At 63.8% G+C, this 20,483-nt stretch carries 19 protein-coding genes and 1 tRNA gene; 7 read left to right on the top strand and 13 right to left on the bottom strand.

Going from position 1 to position 20,483, the window contains the following annotated elements; translation table 11 throughout:
* Nucleotides 1–189 precede the first annotated feature (189 nt).
* The 5 genes from MESCI2_RS0121610 to MESCI2_RS0121630 form a co-directional block, all read right to left on the bottom strand.
* A tRNA-Pro gene (locus MESCI2_RS0121610) sits at nt 190–266 on the bottom strand.
* A 56-nt stretch (nt 267–322) separates the two neighbouring features.
* Complete coding sequence (locus MESCI2_RS0121615) at nt 323–1,591, bottom strand: O-antigen ligase family protein (protein ID WP_027038397.1); 1,269 nt, start codon at nt 1,589–1,591, stop codon at nt 323–325.
* The gene (locus tag MESCI2_RS0121620) at nt 1,588–3,123 is read right to left on the bottom strand and encodes an undecaprenyl-phosphate glucose phosphotransferase (RefSeq protein ID WP_027038398.1); all 1,536 of its coding nucleotides are present in this window, start codon (nt 3,121–3,123) and stop codon (nt 1,588–1,590) included. The genes MESCI2_RS0121615 and MESCI2_RS0121620 overlap by 4 nt, the downstream gene beginning before the upstream one ends.
* A gap of 93 nt (nt 3,124–3,216) precedes the next feature.
* Entirely contained in the window at nt 3,217–4,347 is a 1,131-nt protein-coding gene (locus MESCI2_RS0121625; RefSeq protein WP_027038399.1) for a glycosyltransferase family 4 protein, read from the bottom strand.
* Nucleotides 4,348–4,357: 10 nt separating this feature from the next.
* Nucleotides 4,358–4,921, bottom strand: coding sequence for a polysaccharide biosynthesis/export family protein (locus MESCI2_RS0121630; RefSeq protein WP_013532220.1), 564 nt, complete (start codon nt 4,919–4,921; stop codon nt 4,358–4,360).
* A gap of 259 nt (nt 4,922–5,180) precedes the next feature.
* Here MESCI2_RS0121630 and MESCI2_RS0121635 point away from each other — a divergent pair, with 259 nt between their 5' ends.
* Nucleotides 5,181–7,451 carry a GumC family protein gene (locus MESCI2_RS0121635; protein WP_027038400.1) on the top strand — a complete coding sequence of 757 codons (2,271 nt, stop codon included), beginning with the start codon at nt 5,181–5,183 and terminating at the stop codon, nt 7,449–7,451.
* Between the two features lie 46 nt (nt 7,452–7,497).
* Here MESCI2_RS0121635 and MESCI2_RS0121640 read toward each other — a convergent pair whose 3' ends face one another.
* Both MESCI2_RS0121640 and MESCI2_RS0121645 read right to left on the bottom strand, forming a co-directional pair.
* Nucleotides 7,498–8,334: a GNAT family N-acetyltransferase gene (locus tag MESCI2_RS0121640; protein WP_027038401.1), complete on the bottom strand. Its 837-nt coding sequence runs from the start codon at nt 8,332–8,334 to the stop codon at nt 7,498–7,500.
* Between the two features lie 4 nt (nt 8,335–8,338).
* On the bottom strand, nt 8,339–9,562 hold the full coding sequence (locus MESCI2_RS0121645) for a GNAT family N-acetyltransferase (RefSeq protein ID WP_027038402.1): 1,224 nt from the start codon (nt 9,560–9,562) through the stop codon (nt 8,339–8,341).
* A gap of 91 nt (nt 9,563–9,653) precedes the next feature.
* On the opposite strand from MESCI2_RS0121645, the gene MESCI2_RS0121650 reads away from it, so the two are divergent.
* The gene (locus MESCI2_RS0121650; RefSeq protein WP_027038403.1) at nt 9,654–10,712 is read left to right on the top strand and encodes a polysaccharide deacetylase family protein; all 1,059 of its coding nucleotides are present in this window, start codon (nt 9,654–9,656) and stop codon (nt 10,710–10,712) included.
* A gap of 15 nt (nt 10,713–10,727) precedes the next feature.
* On the opposite strand, the gene MESCI2_RS0121655 is transcribed toward MESCI2_RS0121650, so the two are convergent.
* On the bottom strand, nt 10,728–10,943 hold the full coding sequence (locus MESCI2_RS0121655; RefSeq protein WP_023810263.1) for a DUF2842 domain-containing protein: 216 nt from the start codon (nt 10,941–10,943) through the stop codon (nt 10,728–10,730).
* A gap of 198 nt (nt 10,944–11,141) precedes the next feature.
* On the opposite strand from MESCI2_RS0121655, the gene MESCI2_RS0121660 reads away from it, so the two are divergent.
* Nucleotides 11,142–12,233 (top strand): COX15/CtaA family protein, encoded by a 1,092-nt coding sequence (locus MESCI2_RS0121660; protein WP_027038404.1) that lies wholly within the window; start codon nt 11,142–11,144, stop codon nt 12,231–12,233.
* A gap of 39 nt (nt 12,234–12,272) precedes the next feature.
* On the opposite strand, the gene MESCI2_RS0121665 is transcribed toward MESCI2_RS0121660, so the two are convergent.
* The 4 genes from MESCI2_RS0121665 to speB all read right to left on the bottom strand — a co-directional run bounded on the left by MESCI2_RS0121665 (nt 12,273) and on the right by speB (nt 15,476).
* Entirely contained in the window at nt 12,273–12,590 is a 318-nt protein-coding gene (locus MESCI2_RS0121665) for a hypothetical protein (protein ID WP_027038405.1), read from the bottom strand.
* Between the two features lie 82 nt (nt 12,591–12,672).
* Nucleotides 12,673–13,512: an aminoglycoside phosphotransferase family protein gene (locus MESCI2_RS0121670; protein ID WP_027038406.1), complete on the bottom strand. Its 840-nt coding sequence runs from the start codon at nt 13,510–13,512 to the stop codon at nt 12,673–12,675.
* Nucleotides 13,512–14,438, bottom strand: a complete 927-nt coding sequence (gene argC, locus MESCI2_RS0121675) for an N-acetyl-gamma-glutamyl-phosphate reductase (protein ID WP_027038407.1) — start codon at nt 14,436–14,438, stop codon at nt 13,512–13,514. Before argC ends, MESCI2_RS0121670 begins: the two co-directional genes overlap by 1 nt.
* Before the next feature lie 30 nt (nt 14,439–14,468).
* The gene (gene speB, locus MESCI2_RS0121680; protein WP_027038408.1) at nt 14,469–15,476 is read right to left on the bottom strand and encodes an agmatinase; all 1,008 of its coding nucleotides are present in this window, start codon (nt 15,474–15,476) and stop codon (nt 14,469–14,471) included.
* Between the two features lie 123 nt (nt 15,477–15,599).
* Here speB and MESCI2_RS0121685 point away from each other — a divergent pair, with 123 nt between their 5' ends.
* Together MESCI2_RS0121685 and MESCI2_RS0121690 are read left to right on the top strand one after the other, a co-directional pair.
* Nucleotides 15,600–16,808: an acyltransferase family protein gene (locus MESCI2_RS0121685; RefSeq protein WP_027038409.1), complete on the top strand. Its 1,209-nt coding sequence runs from the start codon at nt 15,600–15,602 to the stop codon at nt 16,806–16,808.
* A 96-nt stretch (nt 16,809–16,904) separates the two neighbouring features.
* Nucleotides 16,905–17,963, top strand: a complete 1,059-nt coding sequence (locus MESCI2_RS0121690; RefSeq protein WP_027038410.1) for a glycerophosphodiester phosphodiesterase family protein — start codon at nt 16,905–16,907, stop codon at nt 17,961–17,963.
* Between the two features lie 179 nt (nt 17,964–18,142).
* Here the strand turns inward: MESCI2_RS0121690 and MESCI2_RS0121695 are convergent, their stop codons facing one another.
* Entirely contained in the window at nt 18,143–19,030 is an 888-nt protein-coding gene (locus MESCI2_RS0121695) for an aldo/keto reductase family oxidoreductase (protein WP_027038411.1), read from the bottom strand.
* Between the two features lie 91 nt (nt 19,031–19,121).
* On the opposite strand from MESCI2_RS0121695, the gene MESCI2_RS0121700 reads away from it, so the two are divergent.
* On the top strand, nt 19,122–20,021 hold the full coding sequence (locus tag MESCI2_RS0121700; protein WP_027038412.1) for a LysR family transcriptional regulator: 900 nt from the start codon (nt 19,122–19,124) through the stop codon (nt 20,019–20,021).
* Between the two features lie 238 nt (nt 20,022–20,259).
* Nucleotides 20,260–20,483 (top strand): transposase (locus MESCI2_RS0121705; RefSeq protein ID WP_027038413.1); only part of this gene is annotated, 224 nt, incomplete at its 3' end.

The following is a 20,483-nucleotide window of genomic DNA, read 5'->3' on the forward strand; positions in this document are numbered from 1 at the left end:
TTCGTGGATCGACTTGAATCCAAGGTTTCAAGCGATTCAACGCGCCAATCGGCTTCCATCTCGTGCCGCCGACAGCCTCAGTTCGTGTCGAAGAGTTGGAACTTTTGGTCTGTGCTCCCCTCGGGTGTCCGGAAAGGGTGTCTCGTGGAAAGGCGGAAAGGACTTTTGGGGGCAAGTCCTGCTTTGAAATGGTCGGAGTGGCCGGATTCGAACCGACGACCCCTTGACCCCCAGTCAAGTGCGCTACCGGGCTGCGCTACACTCCGGACCGGTCGCGATGTATCGTGATAACCCCGTGCGGGTCAACCGAATTCCGCGACTTTTATCCCGTTGCGATTGCCGGTGCCGGCGAGCCCTGCAAGGCCGGCCGCAACAGCAGTTGATGGCGGTATTCCAGCGCGATGGCGCCCCAGATCAGGCCGAGCAGCAGGTAGACATGGCGCCAGTGGTCGATGTCGATGAAGGTGCCGAGCCCGATATTGCCGATGAAGGCGACATAGGCGCACAGGAGATAGGGCTGCCACGGCCGGTCGCGCAGCAGGATGCGGAAGCCGGCGGCTATCGTCCATAGAACGAGCGCCAGGAACGACACGAAGCCGAGCCAGCCATAATCCATCAGCATCTTCAGCCAGATATCGTGGGTGTCTTCGCCGAAGATCGTGCCGAAGACCAGCGGGCCGATGCCGAACGGATGCTCCATCGCCATCTGGAAGCCGATGCCGTAGCGGGCGAAGCGGCCGAGGCGGGCGGTGTCGTAGCTCTGTTCGAGCTGGGCACGGTTGGAGAACATCTCCGATACGCCGGGCAGCTGCAGGATGACGATCATGGCGACGACCAGCAATGCCAGCGCTGCAATCGTCATCACCACCACACGCAGCCGGAACTTGCCGCTGGCGCTCTGCAGGAACAGGCAGCCGGTGAGCAGGACGGCCGAGACGGTGAACATGCCCCAGGCGCCGCGTGAGAAGGAGAAGAAGATGCCGGCGGTGATGATCAGCAGCGGCACCGCCAGCAGCGGCATGCGTGTCGCCGGTCCGGTCAAAAGCAGATAGAGTAGATAGATGCCGGGCAGCACCAGGAACGGGCCGAACACGTTCGGGTCCTGGAAGGCGCCGGCGGCGCGATCGTATTTGGTGAACATCTCCGCGCCCGGAAAGGCATGGAAATAGCCTGCAATGCCAAGCAGCGAGGTGGCCACGGCCGAGACCACATAGGCAATGAAGATCAATCGGTAGAGGCTGGGCTGTACGGCGGTGATCGATGCGAAGAACACCGCGCTGAAGGCGAGAAACAGCGAGACGGCGAGATAGAGCGGCGTGTTGGCGAGGTCCGCCATCTGCGTCATGGAGATCATGCCGCCGATGTTCATCGTCACCAGCAGCACCAGCAGCGGCGTGGCCGCGCGGGAAATCCTCAGGCCGAAAAGCGCCCAGATGGCGATCAGCCCGGCCATGTAGAGCTCATAGGGCGCCGGCTCGCTGATGACGAAGCCGGACAGCAGAATGCCGAGGAAGACCGCGCCCGAGGAAATCAGCGCGATCAGCTTGGCGTTGACCGCCGCGCGCGGCACGTCATGGGCGATCGCGCTCAATAGGCGTTTTCCGTGTTGAGCAGCCGGCTCGGCGTCAGGAACAGGATCCGCAAATCGAACAGCAGCGACCAGTTCTCGATGTAGTAGAGATCATACTCCGTGCGCATGCGGATCTTCTCGTTGGTGTCCATCTCGCCGCGCCAGCCATTGATCTGCGCCCAGCCGGTGACGCCGGGCTTGACCTTGTGGCGGGCGAAATAGCCGTCGACGACCTCGTTGTAGAGCAGGTTATGCGACTGCGCGGCGATGGCGTGCGGACGCGGGCCGACCAGCGACAGCGAACCCAGAAGCGAGTTGAAGAACTGCGGCAGCTCGTCGATCGAGGTCTTGCGGATGAAGCGGCCGACGCGGGTGACGCGCGGATCGTTCTTGGTCACCGTCTGCTTGGCGGTTGGGTCGGCCTTGTCCGTATACATCGAACGGAACTTGTAGACCTCGATGATCTCGTTGTTGAAACCGTGCCGCTTCTGATGGAACAGCACCGGACCCTTGCTGTCGAGCTTGATGGCGATGGCGGTCGCCAGCATCACCGGCGAGAACACCACGATGCCGATCAGGCTGAAGACGATGTCGAAGGCGCGTTTGGCGACAGAATCCCAGTCGTTGATCGGCTTGTCGAAGATGTCGAGCATCGGCACCGCGCCGATGTAGGAATAGGCGCGCGGGCGAAACTGCAGCGCGTTGGAATGCGCCGAAAGCCGGATGTCGACCGGCAGCACCCACAGCTTCTTCAGCAGCTGCAGAACGCGCGATTCGGCGGTCAGCGGCAGCGATACGATCAGCATGTCGATACGCGCGATGCGGGCGAACTCGATCAGTTCCGAAATGGTGCCGAGCTTGGGGTAGCCGGCGACGATGGGCGGTGAGCGCTTGTCGCCGCGATCGTCGAAGATGCCGCAGATGCGGATATCGTTGTAGGGCTGCTTTTCGACCGAGCGGATCAGGATTTCCGCCGCCTTGCCGCCGCCGACGATGACGGCGCGCCGCTCCATGCGGCCATCGCGCGCCCAGGCCCGGATCAGCCTCGACATCACCAGCCTGAGGCCGAAGATGAGAACGAAGCCGACGACGAACCAGCTGCCGAACAAAAGGCGCGAATAGTCTTCCGACATCTTCATGACGAACGCCGTCAGCGCCATCAGGGCGAAAGTGCCGGCCCAGACGAGCAGCACGCGGCCGAAATTGGCGATCGGCCGCATCAGGGCGACGATCTGGTAGCAGTCGGTGACGTCGAGCAGCACCACGGCAAGGAACGAGCCCGCTGCCATCGTCACCGGATATTGCCAGGCGAGATAGTTGAAGAACCCGACATAGTGGAAATAGACGGCAAGCCCGGACAGGAACAGCAAGCCGAATTCGACCATGCGCAGGACACCGCTGACCATGATCGGCGACATCGTATCGCGCCTGTACTGCGAGGCGACCTGGCGGGCGACATCGTTCATGCCGCTTGGCGTGTCGCCATCGGCCGGGCCGTCGAATTTACGCACCGCCTCTGCTGAAAAGCGGCGCGCGGGGTCGATCTCGTTCATGAGGGCTTTCCGCAAGCTTCCCCACGGTCATAGCAAAAGAGAGCTAAGAAACCCTTGAAACAACGTATGGCTTTGGAACGGCTGATCCTGTGCCTACCTGTCGAGCGCGGCGAAATAGGCCTTCTCGATGTCGGCGGCCATCACATCGGCGCCGAAGCGTGCCTTGAGGTTGGCGCTATCGGGCATCAGGTCGCGATAGGCGGCCGGGTCGGCCAGCGCCTGGCTCATCCTGTCGGCGAGCTCGATCGGGTCAGGTCGGATCAGGGCAGGGGAACCGGTGTCGAATATCTCCGGAATGCCGCCGACCGCTGTTGCGATCATCGGCTTTCCCGCGGCAAGCGTTTCCAGGACGATATAGGGCATGGCTTCGGCGCGCGAGGGAACGATGATAAGCGCGGCAAGGGCAAAGGCCTCCCTGGCCGGCATCGGCGGCAGGAAGCGGACATGGCGCTCGAGCCCGAGGCGTTTCACTTGCCCGTGGTAACGCGCAAGGTCGTCGCCGTCGCCGACCATCACGGCGGTCAGCGCGCGGCCGAACCGTGGGCCGGCGAGTGCCAATGCGTCGATGAAGATGTCCGGTCCCTTCAGGTCGCGCATCATGCCGATATAAAGCAGGTCGGCTGCGTCCGGCGTGGTGATCACCGGCTCGAATTCAGTGGCGCGCAGGCCGTTATAGACGAGGGCGTTGGGAATGGGCGGCTCGCCGACCTTGTGGCGATAGGTCCGCCGCTCATAGTCCGAGACAAACAGCAGATAGTCGGTGAAGCGAGCCATGAAGCGCTCGAGCGCGAAGAACAGCTTTCCGATGACCGTGTTCTCGTCATAGTGCAGCGAGCCGCCATGCGGCGAATAAAGGCGGGCTACGCGAGACCTTGATACCCGCAACAATGAGCCGAACAGACGGGCATAGGCGCCACCCTTGGCGCCGTGCCCATGCAGTACGTCCGGCCGCAATTCCTTGATGATCCTGTATGTGCGCCAAGCCGAGGCGAGGTCGCCGGGACCGACGTGGCGCTGCATCGGCGTGCGATGAATGCCGAGCGCCAGCATGTCCTTCATTTGCTCGAACAGATGTTCCTCGAACGCTCCCCCTGTCGTCGAATCGCAGACGATGCCGACGGAATGCCCGGCGGCGACCTGCGCCTCGGTCAGATCGCGCACATGCCGGAAAATTCCTCCGACGGGTGAGCGAAAGCAATGGACGATCCTGAGCCTGTCCGCCACGTGGTGTCTGTCAGAACAGACGTTCGCGGACGTAGACCGTATCACCCGGCAGCAGCGGGTCGGAGGTGACCACGCGGCCGGTCATCACCTTGCCGTTGATGTCGCGGGTGATGTCGACGCTTTCCTGGTTGGCGCGCGGCGTGAAGCCGCCGGCAATGGCGATCGCCTTCTGCACCGTCAGGCCGGGAACATAGGAATATTGGCCGGCGGCGCCCACTTCGCCCATGACGAAGATCGGCCGGTAGCGGTCGATCTCAACCGAAACGTCGGGATCGCGCAGATAGCCTTGCCGCAATTTGTCGGCGATCTCCTTTTCCATCTGCTGCGCGGTGTGGCCGCGCGCCGGTATGGCGCCGACAAGCGGGAAGGAGAGATAGCCGGATTGATCGACGCTGTAGGTGTTGGTCAGCCCGTCCTGCTCGAACACGGTGACGCGGACGCGGTCGCCGGCGCCAAGACGATAGGGCTGATCGAGCACCTCATGGAAGGCGGCCGGCGTCGGCCGGTAGCTGGAACAGCCCGCCAGCATCGATACGGCAAGCAGCGCGCGAAACAGGGAAGCAGTGCTTTTCATGACCGGACAAGTACCTTCGACTGGCCGCTGCGGCGTCGCAGCAAGCATCAGGGATCGAGGTCCGTTATCATCCTGTTAGGGTTAATGGCCGGTAAAGGGAGCGGCCGACACACGGGCATCGGCAAGAGTTTTTTATGATTTTTGGCGGTTTTGTTTGTCACCCGCCAGTAAACCCTAACGGAAACTTACCGCGATCTTAACCGCTGAGTTACCATAGTTGTTTACGGTGCGTGCTGACCCAGTATCGGAGTAGGGATGCATGTCCGTTCAGTCCGCGGCCGCAGATGTCGATGTCGATCTCAGGCAGCTCTTCGCCAGCCTGGCGAGGAATTGGCTGCGTATAGTCCTCGTCGTCCTGTTGGCGACCGGGCTGGCCTTCGCTTTCGCCTCGCTGGCAACCCGGCACTACAAGGCCGAGACGCAGGTGGAGATCGCGCCGCGCGAATCCATCTACACGCGGCCGGCCAGCAACAACAACGACACCGACAAGCCTATTCTCGACGAGCAGGGCGTCGCCACCCAGGTCCAGATCATTTCCTCCAACGAAATCCTCAAGCAGGTCTCGCAAAAGCTTGGTCTGGAAAAACTGCCCGAGTTCAATGAAGCGCTCGACATGTCGGCGGTGAGCCGCGCTCTGGTCCTGGTCGGGCTGAAAAGCGACCCGATGGAAATTCCGACGGAAGAGCGCGTGCTCAAGAAAATGCACGAGAAGCTCAACGTCTACGGCGTCGAGAAGACCCGCATCATTGCCATCGAGTTTTCATCGGAAGATCCCAAGCTCGCGGCCGCCGTACCGGACGCCATCGCCGCCGCCTATATAGCGGGGCAGGGGGCGGCCAAGCTCGAATCGAACAACGCCGCGGCAGACTTCCTAGCGCCGGAGATCGCCGACCTGCAGCGGCAGGTCAAGGATGCCGAGGCGAAGGTCGCCGCCTATCGCGCCCAGTCCGATCTCCTGATGGGTGGCAACAATTCGGTGCTGGCCACCCAGCAGCTTTCGGAACTGTCGAGCGAACTGTCGAAAGTGCGCGCCAACCGCGCCGCGGCCGAAGCGACCGCCGACGGTGTGCGCAGGGCGCTGCAGAACGGCGGTTCGCTGGATGCCGTGCCGGAGGTTCTGTCATCGGACCTGATCCAGCGCTTGCGTGAACGACAAGTCGAATTGCGCTCCAACATCGCCGATCTGTCGACGACACTGCTTGGCAATCATCCGCGCATTCGCGCGCTGAAATCGCAACTGTCCGATCTCGACGCACAGATCCGCAGCGAGGCCCAGAAGATCATGAAAGGCCTGTTGATGCAGGCCGAGACGGCAAAGGCCCGCGAGAACCAGCTTGTCGCCGACGTCAACACATTGAAAGCCGCTTCGGCGCAGGCCGGCGAACAACAGGTCGATCTCGACGCACTGCAGCGCGATGCGACCGCCAAGCGACAGCAGCTCGAGCTGTACCTGACCAACTACCGCGAAGCCGCTTCGCGCCAGGACCGCAACTATCTGCCCGTCGACGCCCGGATCGCCTCGAAGGCTTCGGTTCCCTCCGAGGCCTATTTCCCGAAGGTCGGGCCGATCGTAGGCGCGGCTTTCGCCGCATCGCTGCTGATCATGGCCATCGTGACGCTTCTGCGGGAGTTGTTTTCAGGCCGCGCGATGCGGCCGGCAAGCGGTTCCCGTTTCGAACGGATCGATGAGGTGGCGATGCCCCATGTGGCGCAGGCGCCGGTCGCCAACCCATTTGTCCGCCACGAGCCTGCCATCCTGCAGGACCCCGTCATTCGCCAGGATCTGCCTGAACGTGCGGATGAAGCCGATGCGGAGCCCTATGCCGCCGCGATGCCGGCCATGGCCGAGGCGCCGGATGTGGTCGCAATGCCCGCTAAGGCGGCGACTGAGCAAACGGCTGTCGAGCCCGAACCGGCGCGTTCCACCCTGGGTGAGATCGATATCGAGAAGGCTGCCGAAAAGCTGATCTCCAGCGGTGCGGCGCGCGCCATATTCGTCTCGCCGGAAGGCGACGAGGCGGCTGCATCCGCGATCCTGGTGGCGCGCGAGGTCGCCGACGCCGGCCTGCGCGTGCTGTTGCTGGACCTCACCGCGTCGGGGGCCGCCTCGCGGCCGATGCTGGACAGCGGCCTTTTCCCGGGCATCACCAACCTGCTCGCTTCGGAAGCGCAGTTCAGCGACGTCATCCACGCCGATCTCTACTCCGACTGTCACGTCATTCCCGTCGGCACCGCCGATCCGGTTCGTGCCATGCGTGCCGCCGACCGGCTGCCGATCATCATGCAGTCGCTGACCACAGCCTACGACCTGGTTGTGGTCGAGTGCGGACCAGCCGACGCGCAAGGCATCGGCCGTCTGACCGGCGACGCCACCGAGGTCTTTCTCTCCATGCTGGAGGCCGACGACGAGGTGACGCAGGCTGCGGTCAAGCTGATCGAGAACGGCTATCCCGACCTCACGCTGGTGACGCCGCTCGGCCATGAACCGCCCGGCAATCCGGTGCCGGGACGGCGCACCGCCGCCGCCTGAGAGAGCTGCGGATCGCTTGGCGGAGCCGTTCAGCGGTTCGCCCGCTCTATCCCAATTCCAGGGTCGTTACGCCGAACACCCTTTGCAGGTCCAGTTCCGGGGCGGGACCTTTGTACATGCGCGTGGTGGTGAATGTCGGCGCAAAGCCGGCCGCATCGAGCGCAGTTATGAAGCCGGTGTTGTCGGCGGGGACGTCGATATGCAACTCGCCGCCCTCACAGGCACCGGCCAGTCCCTCCAGGAGTTGCAAAGCGACTTCCATGTCGTCGGCAAACAGCGGGCCGATCTTGAAGCCGGATCGACAGCGGCGCGCCACGCCAAAGCCGGTGACGCCGCGCGAACCGATCGCCGCCAGCCCATGATGCGGTTCCTGCAGCCATCCCTGCAGGAAGGCCCATCGCGGCGCCGGAAAACAATGGGAGTCATAGGCGACGATGTCGGACCGGAGCTGCGTTGTAATCATCCGCAGCCCATCGTCCCTGACCGCCGGGCCTGCCTTGCGCCCGGTGAAGCGGATGGTCTCGTAGGCCGGCGCGAAGCCTTTGCGCCGATAGTTGGCCTGCTGCTCGGCGACGCCGTCGAGGCCGACGGTCCGGCCTGCGAGCCTTTTCATGCCGGCGTCCCATACCATCTTGCCGTAGCCCATGCCGCGCATGTCGGGCCGGGAGATGTAGAGGCCGATGAAACCGAATTCGCTTCCATAGGCCACGGCCGAAATTGCCGCGACCATGTCGTCGCCGACAAAGGCGCCGATGAAGCCTTCGGGGTCCGCCGCCTGGAGCATCGCCGGGTCTTCAAGACCTGGGTTCCAGCCTTCCGCGGCCGCCCAGTCGACGAGAAGCGCCAGTTCCTGCAGGGACAGTGTGCGGATGATCGGCTTCATGGCGTTAGCTGTCTTCTTCCGTGGGTGCTGCCTGACCGGCGGCTTTGCGGCGCAGCACCTTGGTCAGCTTCCAGATCGTCGGGCTGTTCTTGACGAAGGCTTTCAGCCGCGCGCCTTGCCGAAGCGTCAGCGCCAGCATGCGGCCCTTAACGGTCAAGGGGACCAGCACTTCGAAATGCCGTGTTTCGATATCGCACCACAGCCGCTTGTAAGGCTCATCTCCGACCGAAAAGTCATAGACCTCGAAACCGGTCTCGGAGGCTTCCTGGATGTTGTCGAAGAACAGGAAATCGCCGGGGCTGGCGTGCCCGAGATCGTCCTCGGCGATCGCTCCGAATTCGCAGATCAGGCGTTTGCCCGAGCGGCTTGAACCGGTGATGGCGCGCAGCTTGCCGGCAACCTCGAGTCCGTGCAGCACGAAGGAAGGCTTGTCCTCGGCAAGCGCCTGCATGAACAGGGCGCGGAAGAAGCCGCGTACCTGTGCGTCGCCAAAAACATTGGCGATGCCCATCTTGCGGAAGCGGAGTTCCTTCATCTCGAAGAAGGCGTCGAGCAGCCTGTCCACCTCGCCGGGGGTGCGGCCCTCGATGCGCCGATGGCTGCCGACGGCCTCGAATTTCCGGATCTGCGACCGGTGCTTCTTGCGTTTGCGTTTGCCGCTGGCGCGGGAAAGCAGCGCATCGAAGCCGCCGGCGAGATCGACGGCCAGCGACAGATTGGGGCTGGAAAAATGGTCAAGCGATGCGAGCGGATTGGCGACGCCATCGAGGTCGGGCAGCAACCGCTCGAGCGCGACCAGATCGATGTCCGGGCGTGCCTTGGCGATGGCCGCCAGCACCGACCGGAGGGCCGGTATATCCGCCTTGGCCAGCCAGTTCGGGTCCGCGGCGACGAAGTTGCCGTTGGCGTGGCGCCCACCCATGAAGCGGGCGATCCGGAACGGCCCCTTCGAGGCAACCTCCAGCGCCAGCGAAAAAACCGGTTTGCCCTCGGCACTCAGCGTCGCGACGAGCAGGTCCGGTCGTGTCTCGGCCGCCCAGTTCAGGATCCAGGCAGCACTCTGCGCCGGCCCAAACAGAGCCGAGCGGCAGAACTCGGCATAGGCCCCGAGTCCGTCCGTGGACGCCACCGAAATCGACAGGCCGGCATGGTCCCGTGGCAAGGCGCGCGACGATGCCTCGGTCGCCGCAAGCCGATTGCCGTCAAATGACGCAGTTGCGTCAACCATACCTCAATCCTTAGGGCGTATTGATCGCGATTTGGGGGTTCGCATAGGCGCATTCCGTGCTTGGATCAGCCTAGGCGCAAAAGGTGAATGAATGATCGACGGCGGGGAGGCAATCCGGAAACTGGCGCTGAACGTCGCCCGCTATACCGGCCTTGCACCGCTGGCCAAGCCGTTCATCGGCGGCATTGGCGCCATCCTGATGCTGCACCGTGTTACCGCGACGCCGGAAAAGCCGGACAGCGTCAACCGGCATCTGAATATCGCGCCCGGCTTCCTAGATGCCATGATCGCCGACATGAAGGCGCATGGCTATGCCTTTGTTTCCATGGACGAAGCCGTCGAGCGCATCAAGGCGGGCGGCAAAGGCGGTCAGTTTGCCACGATCACCGCCGACGATGCCTATCGCGACAACATGGTCGAGGCGCTGCCGGTGTTGGAGAAGCACGGCGCGCCGATCACCATCTATGTCGCGCCTGGGCTGATCGACGGCACAGCCGACCTGTGGTGGGACGTTGTCGAGGACATCGTCAACGCGCGCGATACCTTGACGCTGACGCGGCCGAATGGTCCGCTGACGATCGATTGCTCGACCCCCGCGAAGAAGCTGCAGGCCAATGCACGCCTGCACGCCTATCTCACCTCCGAAATCCGCGAGGAGGACCTGCAGGCCGTGTTGCGTGACCTGGCTCGCGCAAACGGCATCGACGCCGACGGCCCACGCCTGCGCACATTGATGAGCTGGGATGAAATCCGGCGCATCGCCGCGCATCCGCTGGTGACGATCGGCGCCCATACGATCAACCACAGCAATCTGAAGCGGCTCTCCGAAGCCGATGCCCGGCACGAGGTTGGCGCAGTGCGCGCCATGTTGCAGGCCGAATTGGGCGAAGAGCCCAGCCATTTCGCTTACCCCTATGGCTATGCGAGCGCCGTTGGCTGTCGCGAAGTGGGCTTTGCCCGCGACGCAGGCTATACATCCGCCGTGACGACGCGCCACGGTGTGCTGCGCGCCGAGCATGCCGGCTTCCTGCATGCCTTGCCGCGCATTTCCGTCAACGGCCGCTACCAGAGCCTCGCCCACATCCGCACCATGCTGTCGGGCGTGACGACGCCGCTCGCCAATGCCGGCAAGATGGTCGTCACCATCTGACGCTGGCGGTTTCGCCTAGCGTTTGGCCCTCGGCTCCAGCATCAGCCATTTGATGATGCCCATTGCCGGCAGCACCCAGAGCAGGCCGCTGAGCAGGAAGAACAGGAAATGCACCCACGGACCCGACTCCGACAGCCGGGCGACCGCGAAGATCGATGCGACCAGCGCATAGACGATGACCAGCGCCACCAGCAGAAACATTCCGATCAGCTTTTTCAGGCGCAGGGGCATGGCTGGTCTCCTGATCGAGCATGCCGGAATTCGCACAAGAGGCCTGGCAGGCTCAAGGGGTATTGGCCTCGCATAGGCCTTGAGGCGAGACTGTGCAACCGGTGAGACGCGGCGCGACGGCGTGCCGCGCCGTATGGTCTTGCCAGCACGGGTGCGATGGTCCACCAATCCGCCAAATCAACATGCCGGGACAAGATCATGGCTGCCATATCAGTTGCCGCGCCATACGTCGCCCGCGACCGCGACCTGCATAACCGGGCGCTGCTGCGCGGTTGGCTCTATGTGGTGCTTCTGGTGCTGTTTGCGCTGGTGCTGGTCGGCGGCGCCACCAGGCTCACCGATTCCGGCCTCTCGATTACGCAGTGGAAGCCGATCCACGGCGTGATCCCGCCGCTCAACGATGCCGAGTGGCAAGAGGAATTCCAGCTCTATCAGCAGATCCCGCAATATGCCGAACTCAACAAGGGCATGAGCATCGAGGCGTTCAAGTCGATCTTCTGGTGGGAATGGGCACACCGCATCCTGGCGCGCAGCGTCGGCCTGGTCTTTGCCTTGCCGCTGCTGTTCTTCTGGGCGACGCGCCGCGTCGAGCGCGGCCTGGGGCCGAAACTCCTAGGCATTCTCCTGCTTGGCGGCCTGCAGGGCGCCATCGGCTGGTGGATGGTGGCTTCAGGATTGGTCGACCGCGTCTCCGTTAGCCAGTACCGGCTGGCGACCCACCTGACGCTTGCCGCGCTGATCTTCACCGCCACCATGGTGGTCGCGCGCGGACTGGCGCCGCATTCCGAACCCGCCGCTGATCGGTCGACGCAGAGGCTGGCCGGCTTCATCGTGCTGCTGGCGCTGATCCAGATCTATCTCGGCGGCCTGGTCGCCGGGCTCGACGCAGGCCTGAGCTACAACACCTGGCCGCTGATGGATGGCAAGATTATCCCGGGCGATCTGCTGATCCTCGAGCCGGCATGGCGCAATTTCTTCGAGAGCCCGAAGACGGTGCAGTTCGTCCATCGGCTTGGCGCTTACACGGTATTCGTCGTGGCGCTGTGGCACATGATCGCCACGCGCCGGCGGCTGCCAGGTTCGACGCATGCGCGCCGCGCGACGGTGCTGTTTCTACTGGTGCTGGTGCAGGCCTCGATCGGCATCGGCACGCTGCTGATGCATGTGCCGCTGCATATGGCGCTGACCCATCAGGGTTTTGCGCTCATCGTCCTGAGCTTTGCAGCAGCGCATTGGCGCGGCACCAAGGGCGCCTATCCCTTGCCGCATGCAATCGCGCTCAGGGGCTGATCCCGAGCCGATCGACCAGTCACATCCAGAATTCGCCAGTTACATCCAGAATTCGTTTGAAGATGTCGTCTTGTCGCCGTCGAATTCCGCCTGCCGCAACGCCGCGGCGGATGGTGCGGACTGGCCCTGATCGGCCTTGGCTGCCTTATCGGCGGCTTTGAGAGCATCAAGCCTGGCCTGGGCCGTGGCGATATCCTGCTGCACCTGGGCGGCCTTGACCTGATCCGTGATCGCCTTGGCCTGGTCTTCCAGGTCCTGGATCTGCTTTTCGAGTGCGGCCTCCTGGGCTGCATTGCTCGACGAACTGGACGAGGAATACTGGGTTGCCTGGGAGGAACCCGAAATCGAGCTGACCATGACAAATCCCGAAGTGAAGCCGACGCCTGTCAGTAGCCCATTGTGGTGAACAAGCGGTTAGCACCGCACCGCAGCCCCGCGATCACAAGCCCGCCCGCACCGCCCGGATCGCCCCGGCGATCGACAATTCGCGGTTCTCCTCGACCGGATTGTCGTCCTCATGATGCCAGGCAGCCGACAGGCAACCATAGGCGATGGCATGATCAAGGACGGCTGGTGGCGTCTGGCCCAGTGTTTTGGCGAAGATCTCGGCCATATGCGCGATCCGCTCCGGATCGAGGCAAAGCTCGTCCCGGTCGAGCGGGTTGTAGAACATGTTCGCGGCGTCGAAGCCGGGGTCGCCGAGAACGCCCTTCGGATCGATGGCCAGCCAGCCGCGCGGTCCGTGCAGGATGTTCTCGTGATGCAGGTCGCCATGCAGGGGCCTGATATCGTGCGGATCGGCCAGCAGCCGGTCAGCAAGAGTGGCGGCCTGGACATAGAGGCTGTCATGGCCGGCGTTGCGATCGGCATTTGCCTTGTTGACCAGGCTGGCGAAGCGTTCCCGGAGCGGCTGAAGCTCGGGCGGGAAGGGGTCCTTCCCCTGTGAAAACAGTTTTGCCATCACCTCGGCCGCGATTGCGGTCGCGGCAAAGTCGCCCTGTTCGTCGAGCACCTGCTGCAGCAGGGTTTCACCGGCATATTCGAGCAGCATGCTGTGGCCGTCGCGGCCGAGCAGACGCACCGCGCCTTCGCCGCGCCGCCAGGCGAGATAATGTTCTCCGCGCAACTCGTCAGCGACGTCATCGAAAGGCTTGAGCGCCTTGACGATCGCCGGCGATCCGTCTTCGCGCAAAACCTTCCAGATGCGGCTCGAAAAGGTCTCGGCAATGAGTTTGGGCGCGCTGACTTTCCAGCGCGCCGGAAATGCTGGCGTGTCCATTAGAGGCCGAGCATCAGGTCCATGTTCTGGACGGCGGCACCCGAGGCGCCTTTGCCGAGATTGTCGTAGACCGCCAGCAGCAGGGCCTGCGCCCGTTTGTCGTTGGCGAAGACGTAGACCTTCATCCGGTTGGTGCCGTTGTAGATCTCCGGATCGATCTCCGGCATGCGCTCCGAATGCGCATAGGGCGCCACTTCGACAACGCCGCCCTTGATGGCGGCGAAATGGTCGGCAATCGCCGCATGCAGCTCCGCACCGGTCGGCACATGGTCGAGGCCGCCGAGCTGCAACGGCACCACGGTGATCATGCCTTGCGCAAAATTGCCGACCGCCGGCTGCATGATCGGATCATGCGACAGCCTTGCATAGGCCCTCAATTCCGGCACGTGCTTGTGCTGCAGAGTGAGGCCGTAGGGCAGGAACTCCGAGGCGTCCTCGCCCTTGGCGACATAGTCCTCGATCATCGGCCGTCCGCCGCCCGAATAGCCCGAAATGCCGTTGACGGTGATCGGGAAATCCGCCGGCAGCAAGCCTGATGTGACCAGCGGCCGCAGCGTGGCGATTGGTCCCTGCGGCCAGCAGCCGGGATTGGCGACGCGCTTTGCCGAGGCAATTGTCTTTGGCTGTGCCTTGTCCATCTCGGCGAAACCATACGCCCAGCCTTCAGCCACGCGATGAGCGGTCGACGCATCGATAACCTTGGTGGTGTCGTTGGCGATCAGCGAAACACTCTCCTTCGCCGCGTCGTCGGGCAGGCACAGGATCGCAACATCGGCGGCATTGAGGAACTCGGCGCGCGCAGCCGTTTCCTTGCGGCGCTCGGCGGGAACCGAGATGATTTCCAGGTCGCCGCGCTCGGCCAGCAGCGCCCGGATCTGCAGGCCGGTGGTGCCGTGTTCGCCGTCGATGAAGATTTTCGGTTTCATGGATCGATCAAATTCCCTGATATTTCAACACTATATGCCGTGACCATGATTCACTGCGGCGCCATTGTGGTTGCCGTTGTTCAGCTCTTCAAGCCGGGCCTTCCGTTCAGCCAGCAGGCCGAGATATTGCATGGCCACCATCGAGCCGGCGATCGCCGTTATATCGGCGTGATCATAGGCCGGCGCAACCTCTACGACATCGGCGCCGACAATGTCGACCTGGTTGAGCTGGCGCAGCGTCGACAGGATCTTCGCCGACGACGGTCCGCCGGCAACCGGCGTGCCTGTGCCAGGCGCATAGGCCGGATCGAGGCAGTCGATGTCGAAGGTGAGATAGGTCTTTTTGCCGCCGGTGCGGTCGACAATGGCGTAGGCGATGTCGGACGCCCGCATCTCCTCGATTTCATGGCCATGGAGGATCTTGATGCCGAACGTGTCGGGCGCATGGGTGCGGATGCCGATCTGGATCGAACGGTCGGGATCGATGATGCCTTCCTTGACGGCGCGGCCAACGAAGGATCCGTGGTCGATGCGCTTGCCGTCGTCCGGCCAGGTATCCTGATGGGCGTCGAACTGCACCAAGGCGAGCGGACCATGGACGGCGGCATGCGCCTTGAGCAGCGGCCAGGTGACGAAATGATCGCCGCCGAGCGTCAGCAGGAAGGCGCCGGATTTGAGGATCTTCGCCGCTTCGCGCTCGATCGTGCCGGGGGTTTTCTGGTGGTTGCCCGAATCGAGCAGGCAATCGCCATAGTCGACGACCGCCAGATGCTCGAACAGATCGCGCGAAAACGGATATTGCGGGTCGTTGTCGAGGATCGCCGAGGCGCGGCGGATGGCCTGCGGCCCGAAGCGGGCACCGGGCCGGTTGGTGACGGCGGCATCGAAGGGAATACCCCACACCACAGCATCCGCGCCCTTCACGTCCTTGGTGTATTTGCGCCGCATGAACGACAGCGCGCCGGAGTAGGTCGGCTCGAACGCGGCGCCCGTTTTGGAACGGGCGGTGAAGGCGTTGTCGATGTTGTTGTTCGCCATTACGGATCCTCGTTTTTCATCGGGGTGCAACAACTACAGAACCGGCACGGAAGATGCCAGTCACAGCTTGGCGAGACGGAATGGCGCTGCCCGAGTGCCACGGCAAGACAGGATTGTATCATCATGACGCAGACCGCGTTTCTCAACCCCACCCGTGCCGCGGCGTCGACCCGCACCGGCACGGTCGCCGGTGAACGCTTCCTGGTCCTCGATTCGTGGCGTGGCATCTGCGCGCTTCTGGTGGCGCTGTTTCACTTTCCGACCGCTTCGACGATTTCGCAAAGCGCCTTCATCGGTTCGTCCTACCTGTTCGTCGATTTCTTCTTCGTCCTTTCCGGTTTCGTCATCGCCAGCAGCTACGGCGATCGGCTGAACCAGCCGGAACAGGTCGCGCGCTTCGCACTGGTCCGTTTCGGCCGCATCTATCCGCTGCATCTGTTCATGCTTGCCGCTTTTGCCGGCTTCGAGCTGCTGCGGCTGATGCTGCCGCAACTGCATGGAACCGGGGCTGCCCCCTTTACCGGCGGCTTCGACCCTGGGAGTCTGCTTGCCAATCTTCTGCTGCTGCAGGGTGTCGGCTTCGAGGATCAATTGACCTGGAATGCGCCAAGCTGGAGCATTTCGGCCGAGTTCTTCGCCTATCTCCTGTTTGCCGGCGTGGTCTTCGTCGCCGGCGCGCGCGCCTGGATATGGTTCGTCGCCGCCGCCGTCACCGCGCCGCTGTTCCTGCTCGGCTTCTCGACCCATCATATGGATGTGTCCTTCGATTTCGGCTTCATCCGCTGCCTCTACGGCTTCTCGCTCGGCGCCTTGCTGGCCTGGTTTCAGCATGATTCCATTGCAGGGGCGCGACAGGCCCTGGCCAGGGGTGGTCCTCGAATGGCCTGGACCCTTGCCGAGATCGTCATGGTGGCCGTCATCGTGCTTTTCGTCTCGCTGGCGGGCGACAATGATTTTGGCATCGCGGCCCCCCTGGTGTTCGCGCTGGCGCTGTTTCTGTTCGCCCATGAAGGCGGCTGGATCAGCGCCTTGCTGAGAGCCCCGTTCATGCTGACGCTCGGCGCGCTGTCCTACTCGATCTACATGGTCCACATCTTCGTCCAGGCGCGCCTGATCAACGTCGCCGGGCTTGTCGAGCGCAAGCTCGGCCTCGGCCTGATCGGCGACTTCATGCTGCGCGGCCAGCCTGCCACCGGCTTCGGTGCCGGCTGGATGGGAGCGGTGGCGATCGTCGTCATGCTCGCCGCCACCATTGCCGCCTCCTGGATCACTTGGCGCCTCATTGAGATGCCGGCCATGGCGTGGTTCCGCCGGCTCTCGAAACGCATCTGAGACACCTGCTGCGAGTATTCCGCTAGCCGGCTTCGTTCACCCAGATGTCACGGGCATCGCCTATCCGGGTGTCGATCCGGCAAGGAGCGATTCTCGATGCGGACCATCTGGCTGAGCCTTCTGCTTTACACGGCCCTGGCAGCCGGCTCTGGCCAGGCCTTGGCCGGCGAGACCCGTGCCAGACAGATACTCGACCGCTTTGAGCATGCCAACCAATGGCGCGACCACGTCATGGTGGCCGCGCATCGCGCTGGCAGCATGCAGGCCGGCAAGACGCTCTACGCGGAAAATTCGATTGCCGCTGTCGAAGGCTCGATCGCCATGGGCGCCGAAATAGTCGAGGTCGACATCCGACGCTCGAAGGACGGTGAGTTCGTCGTCATGCATGACAGCTGGCTCGACCGCACCACGACCTGCAAAGGCGAGGTGGTCAAATACACGCTGGCCGAACTCAAGACCTGCAGGCTGGTGGTCGAAGGCACCGGCGCCGTCACCAACGAGACGGTCTCGACGCTGCGCGAGATGCTGATGGCGACCAGGGACAGGATCCTCATCAACCTCGACAACAAGCTCGACGTCGGCGACCTCTCGGGGATGATCGCGGTCGCTCGCGATCTCGGCATGGCCGAACAGGTCATCGTCAAGGAGAACCTGTGGAATTCACAGCGGATTTCCGCGGTCAAGGCCGCCATGGGTGCCATCGGCGGCGGCTTCCAGTTCATGCCGATCATCGCCGACGACGCGGTGCGTGATGCAGGCTTCGCCCGGACGGTCGACCATGCCTTTTCGCCGCGCGCGATCGAGCTGATCAACTGGCGGGCAGGCGCCGACACGCTGACCGAGGCCGGCGGACCACTGTTCAGCACGCGCATGCGCGCGGCCGCGGTCAGGGGCAACTGGCACATCTGGGCCGACACTTACGCCATCGCCAACAAGCCGGGCGGCTTCCTGGCCGGCGGCCGCGGCGACGAACTGGCGGTGCAGGCCAGCCTGCCGCGCGAAGCCTGGGGTTTCTGGGCCGATCGCGGCGCCACCATCATCCAGACCGACGAGCCGAAGGCGGCCATCGGATGGCTGGCGGCGAATGGTTTTCGCGTGCCTTACGCGAACGAGGCGCGGCCGGCTGAGCCGGCGAATACGGCGAGTATCAATTGAGGCTCGCCGCTGGAACAGCGATCTCCCCCCTTGAGGGGGAGATGGCCGGCAGGCCAGAGGGGGGGCGCCGCGCACAGAGCGCCAACCTTCATCTGCCGCAGGAGGTCGCGCCCGGTCGTGCCGACCCCCTCTGTCGCCTTTGGCGACATCTCCCCCTCAAGGGGGGAGATTGGCTAATCTCACGCCGCCAGCGCCACGCCGTCCAGTTCGCTGAGCGCATCCTGTGGCAATTCGAGTTCGCCAGCCGCGAGGTTCTCCCTGAGATGCCCGACCGACGATGTGCCGGGGATCAACAGGATGTTGGGCGCGCGGCGCAGCAGCCAGGCGAGCGCGACCTGCATGGGTGTGGCGCCGAGGCGCGCCGCGATTTCCGACAGGGTGGACGATTGCAGCGGGTTGAAGCCGCCGAGCGGGAAGAAGGGCACATAGGCGATACCGTCGCGGGCAAGGTCGTCGATCAGCGCGTCGTCGTCGCGATGCGCCAGATTGTACTGGTTCTGCACGCAGACGATCTCGGCGATCCCGCGTCCTTGCGCGATCTGCGCCGGCGTCACGTTGCTCAGCCCGATGTGCCTGACCAGGCCCTGTTGTTGAAGCTCGGCCAGCACGGTGAGCGGCGCTTCGATTGATCCCTCGGCGGGGCCATGGGTATCGAACATGATGCGTAGGTTGACGACGTCGAGCACATCGAGCCCGAGATTGCTGAGATTGTCGTGCACCGCCTGGGTCAGCGCCTCGGGAGAAAAAGCCGGCAGCCACGATCCATCCGCCCCGCGCCGCGCGCCGATCTTGGTGACGATAACGAGATCGTCGGGGTAGGGTGCCAGTGCTTCGCGGATCAGCCGGTTGGTGACGTGCGGGCCGTAGAAGTCGCTGGTATCGATATGGTCGATCCCCTGCGCAATCGCCTCGCGCAGCACGGCCAATGCCGCGTCATGGTCCCTGGGCGGCCCGAACACGCCGGGTCCGGCGAGTTGCATGGCACCATAGCCGAGCCGCTTCACGGTGCGGCTGCCAAGCTTGAAGGTGGCGGGGGCGAATGTGCCGGATTGTTGGATGTTGGACATGATTGATCTCCTTTGAGGAGCCAGAGATAGGCGCTGCCCAACCTCGTGATAATCCGGTACAATCCACACAGGCCGTGCGGAATGGCGAACAATGATGGACCTCAGCGATCTGAACGCCTTCGTGGCGGTGGCGCGCGCCGGCGGTTTTCGCGATGGCGCGCGTGCCAGCGGCGGCAGCGCCTCCGGCTTGAGTGAGGCGGTGCGTCGCCTGGAAGCGCAGCTCGGTGTCAGGCTGTTCAACCGCACGACGCGCAGCGTTGTCCCGACCGAGGCGGGCCTCAGCCTGCTGGAGCGGCTCGGCCCTGCGCTGTCGGAGGTGGAGGCGGCGCTGGACGTGGTGAACGGCTTTCGCGACAGGCCGGCTGGCTCGTTGCGTCTCAATGTACCGGTTAGTGCCGCGCGGCTGATATTACCCGACATCGTCCCGGGTTTCCTCGCCGCCTATCCCGGTATCCGGCTGGAGGTGATCGCCGATGAGAACTTTGTCGACGTGCTGGCGGCCGGCTGCGACGCCGGCATCCGCTATGACGAGCGGCTGGAACAGGACATGATCGCGGTGCCGATCGGGCCGCGCGTGCAGCATTTCGCCACCGCCGCCAGCCCTGCCTATCTTGCTCGCCATGGGCGGCCGCAACACCCGAGCGACCTGCTTGGCCACTCCTGCGTGCGGGGGCGCTTTGCCAGCGGTGCGATGCTGCCTTGGGAATTCGAGCGAGACGGCGAGGTGGTGCGGGTCGATCCGACGGGGCCTCTGATCGTGCGGATCGGCGGGGCGACGGATCTTGCCGTCGACGCGGCCATTGCCGGCACCGGCATCATCGGCCTCTTCGAGGGCTGGCTTCGCCCTTACTTCGAAAGCGGCGCCCTTGAGCCCATTCTTGAACCGTGGTGGCCGAGTTTTCCCGGACCGTTCCTCTATTATCCCGGCCGGCGCCTGGTTCCGGCCCCGCTGCGGGCGTTCATCGATTTCATCAAGGGCGCCAAGGCCTAACCTGTTCATGCCGGCGCCATCACCCCACCCGGCGCTACGCGCCGACCTCCCCATCGAGGGGAGGTAGGGCGCCGCGCTTTTCTTCTACCTCCCCTTGATGGGGGAGGTCGCGCCGTAGGCGCGGGTGGGGTGCCTGCCGTGCCGCAAACACAAGCCCCAAGCAAAAGGCCGCCCGGAGGCGGCCTCAGGCTGCTGACAAACCCCTGGCATTTGCCGGGGGTTTTTGATTCACTGGGTCATGTTGAAGCGACCCGCCCCTGAACAGACCGCCCTCGAGATGGTAACGCTGGATCAGTTGGTTCCGGCTGATCACCTGTTGCGCAAGATCGACCGTGTGATCGATTTCACCTTCATCCATGATCTGACCGCGCCGCTTTATTGCCCCGACAATGGCCGCCCGCCGCTCGACCCTACCTTGATGTTCAAGGCGCTGTTCATCGGCTACCTGTTTGGAGTTCGCTC

The sequence above is a fragment of the Mesorhizobium ciceri WSM4083 genome (assembly GCF_000519305.1).
In the GTDB taxonomy this organism is placed as follows: Bacteria; Pseudomonadota; Alphaproteobacteria; order Rhizobiales; family Rhizobiaceae; genus Mesorhizobium; species Mesorhizobium ciceri_B.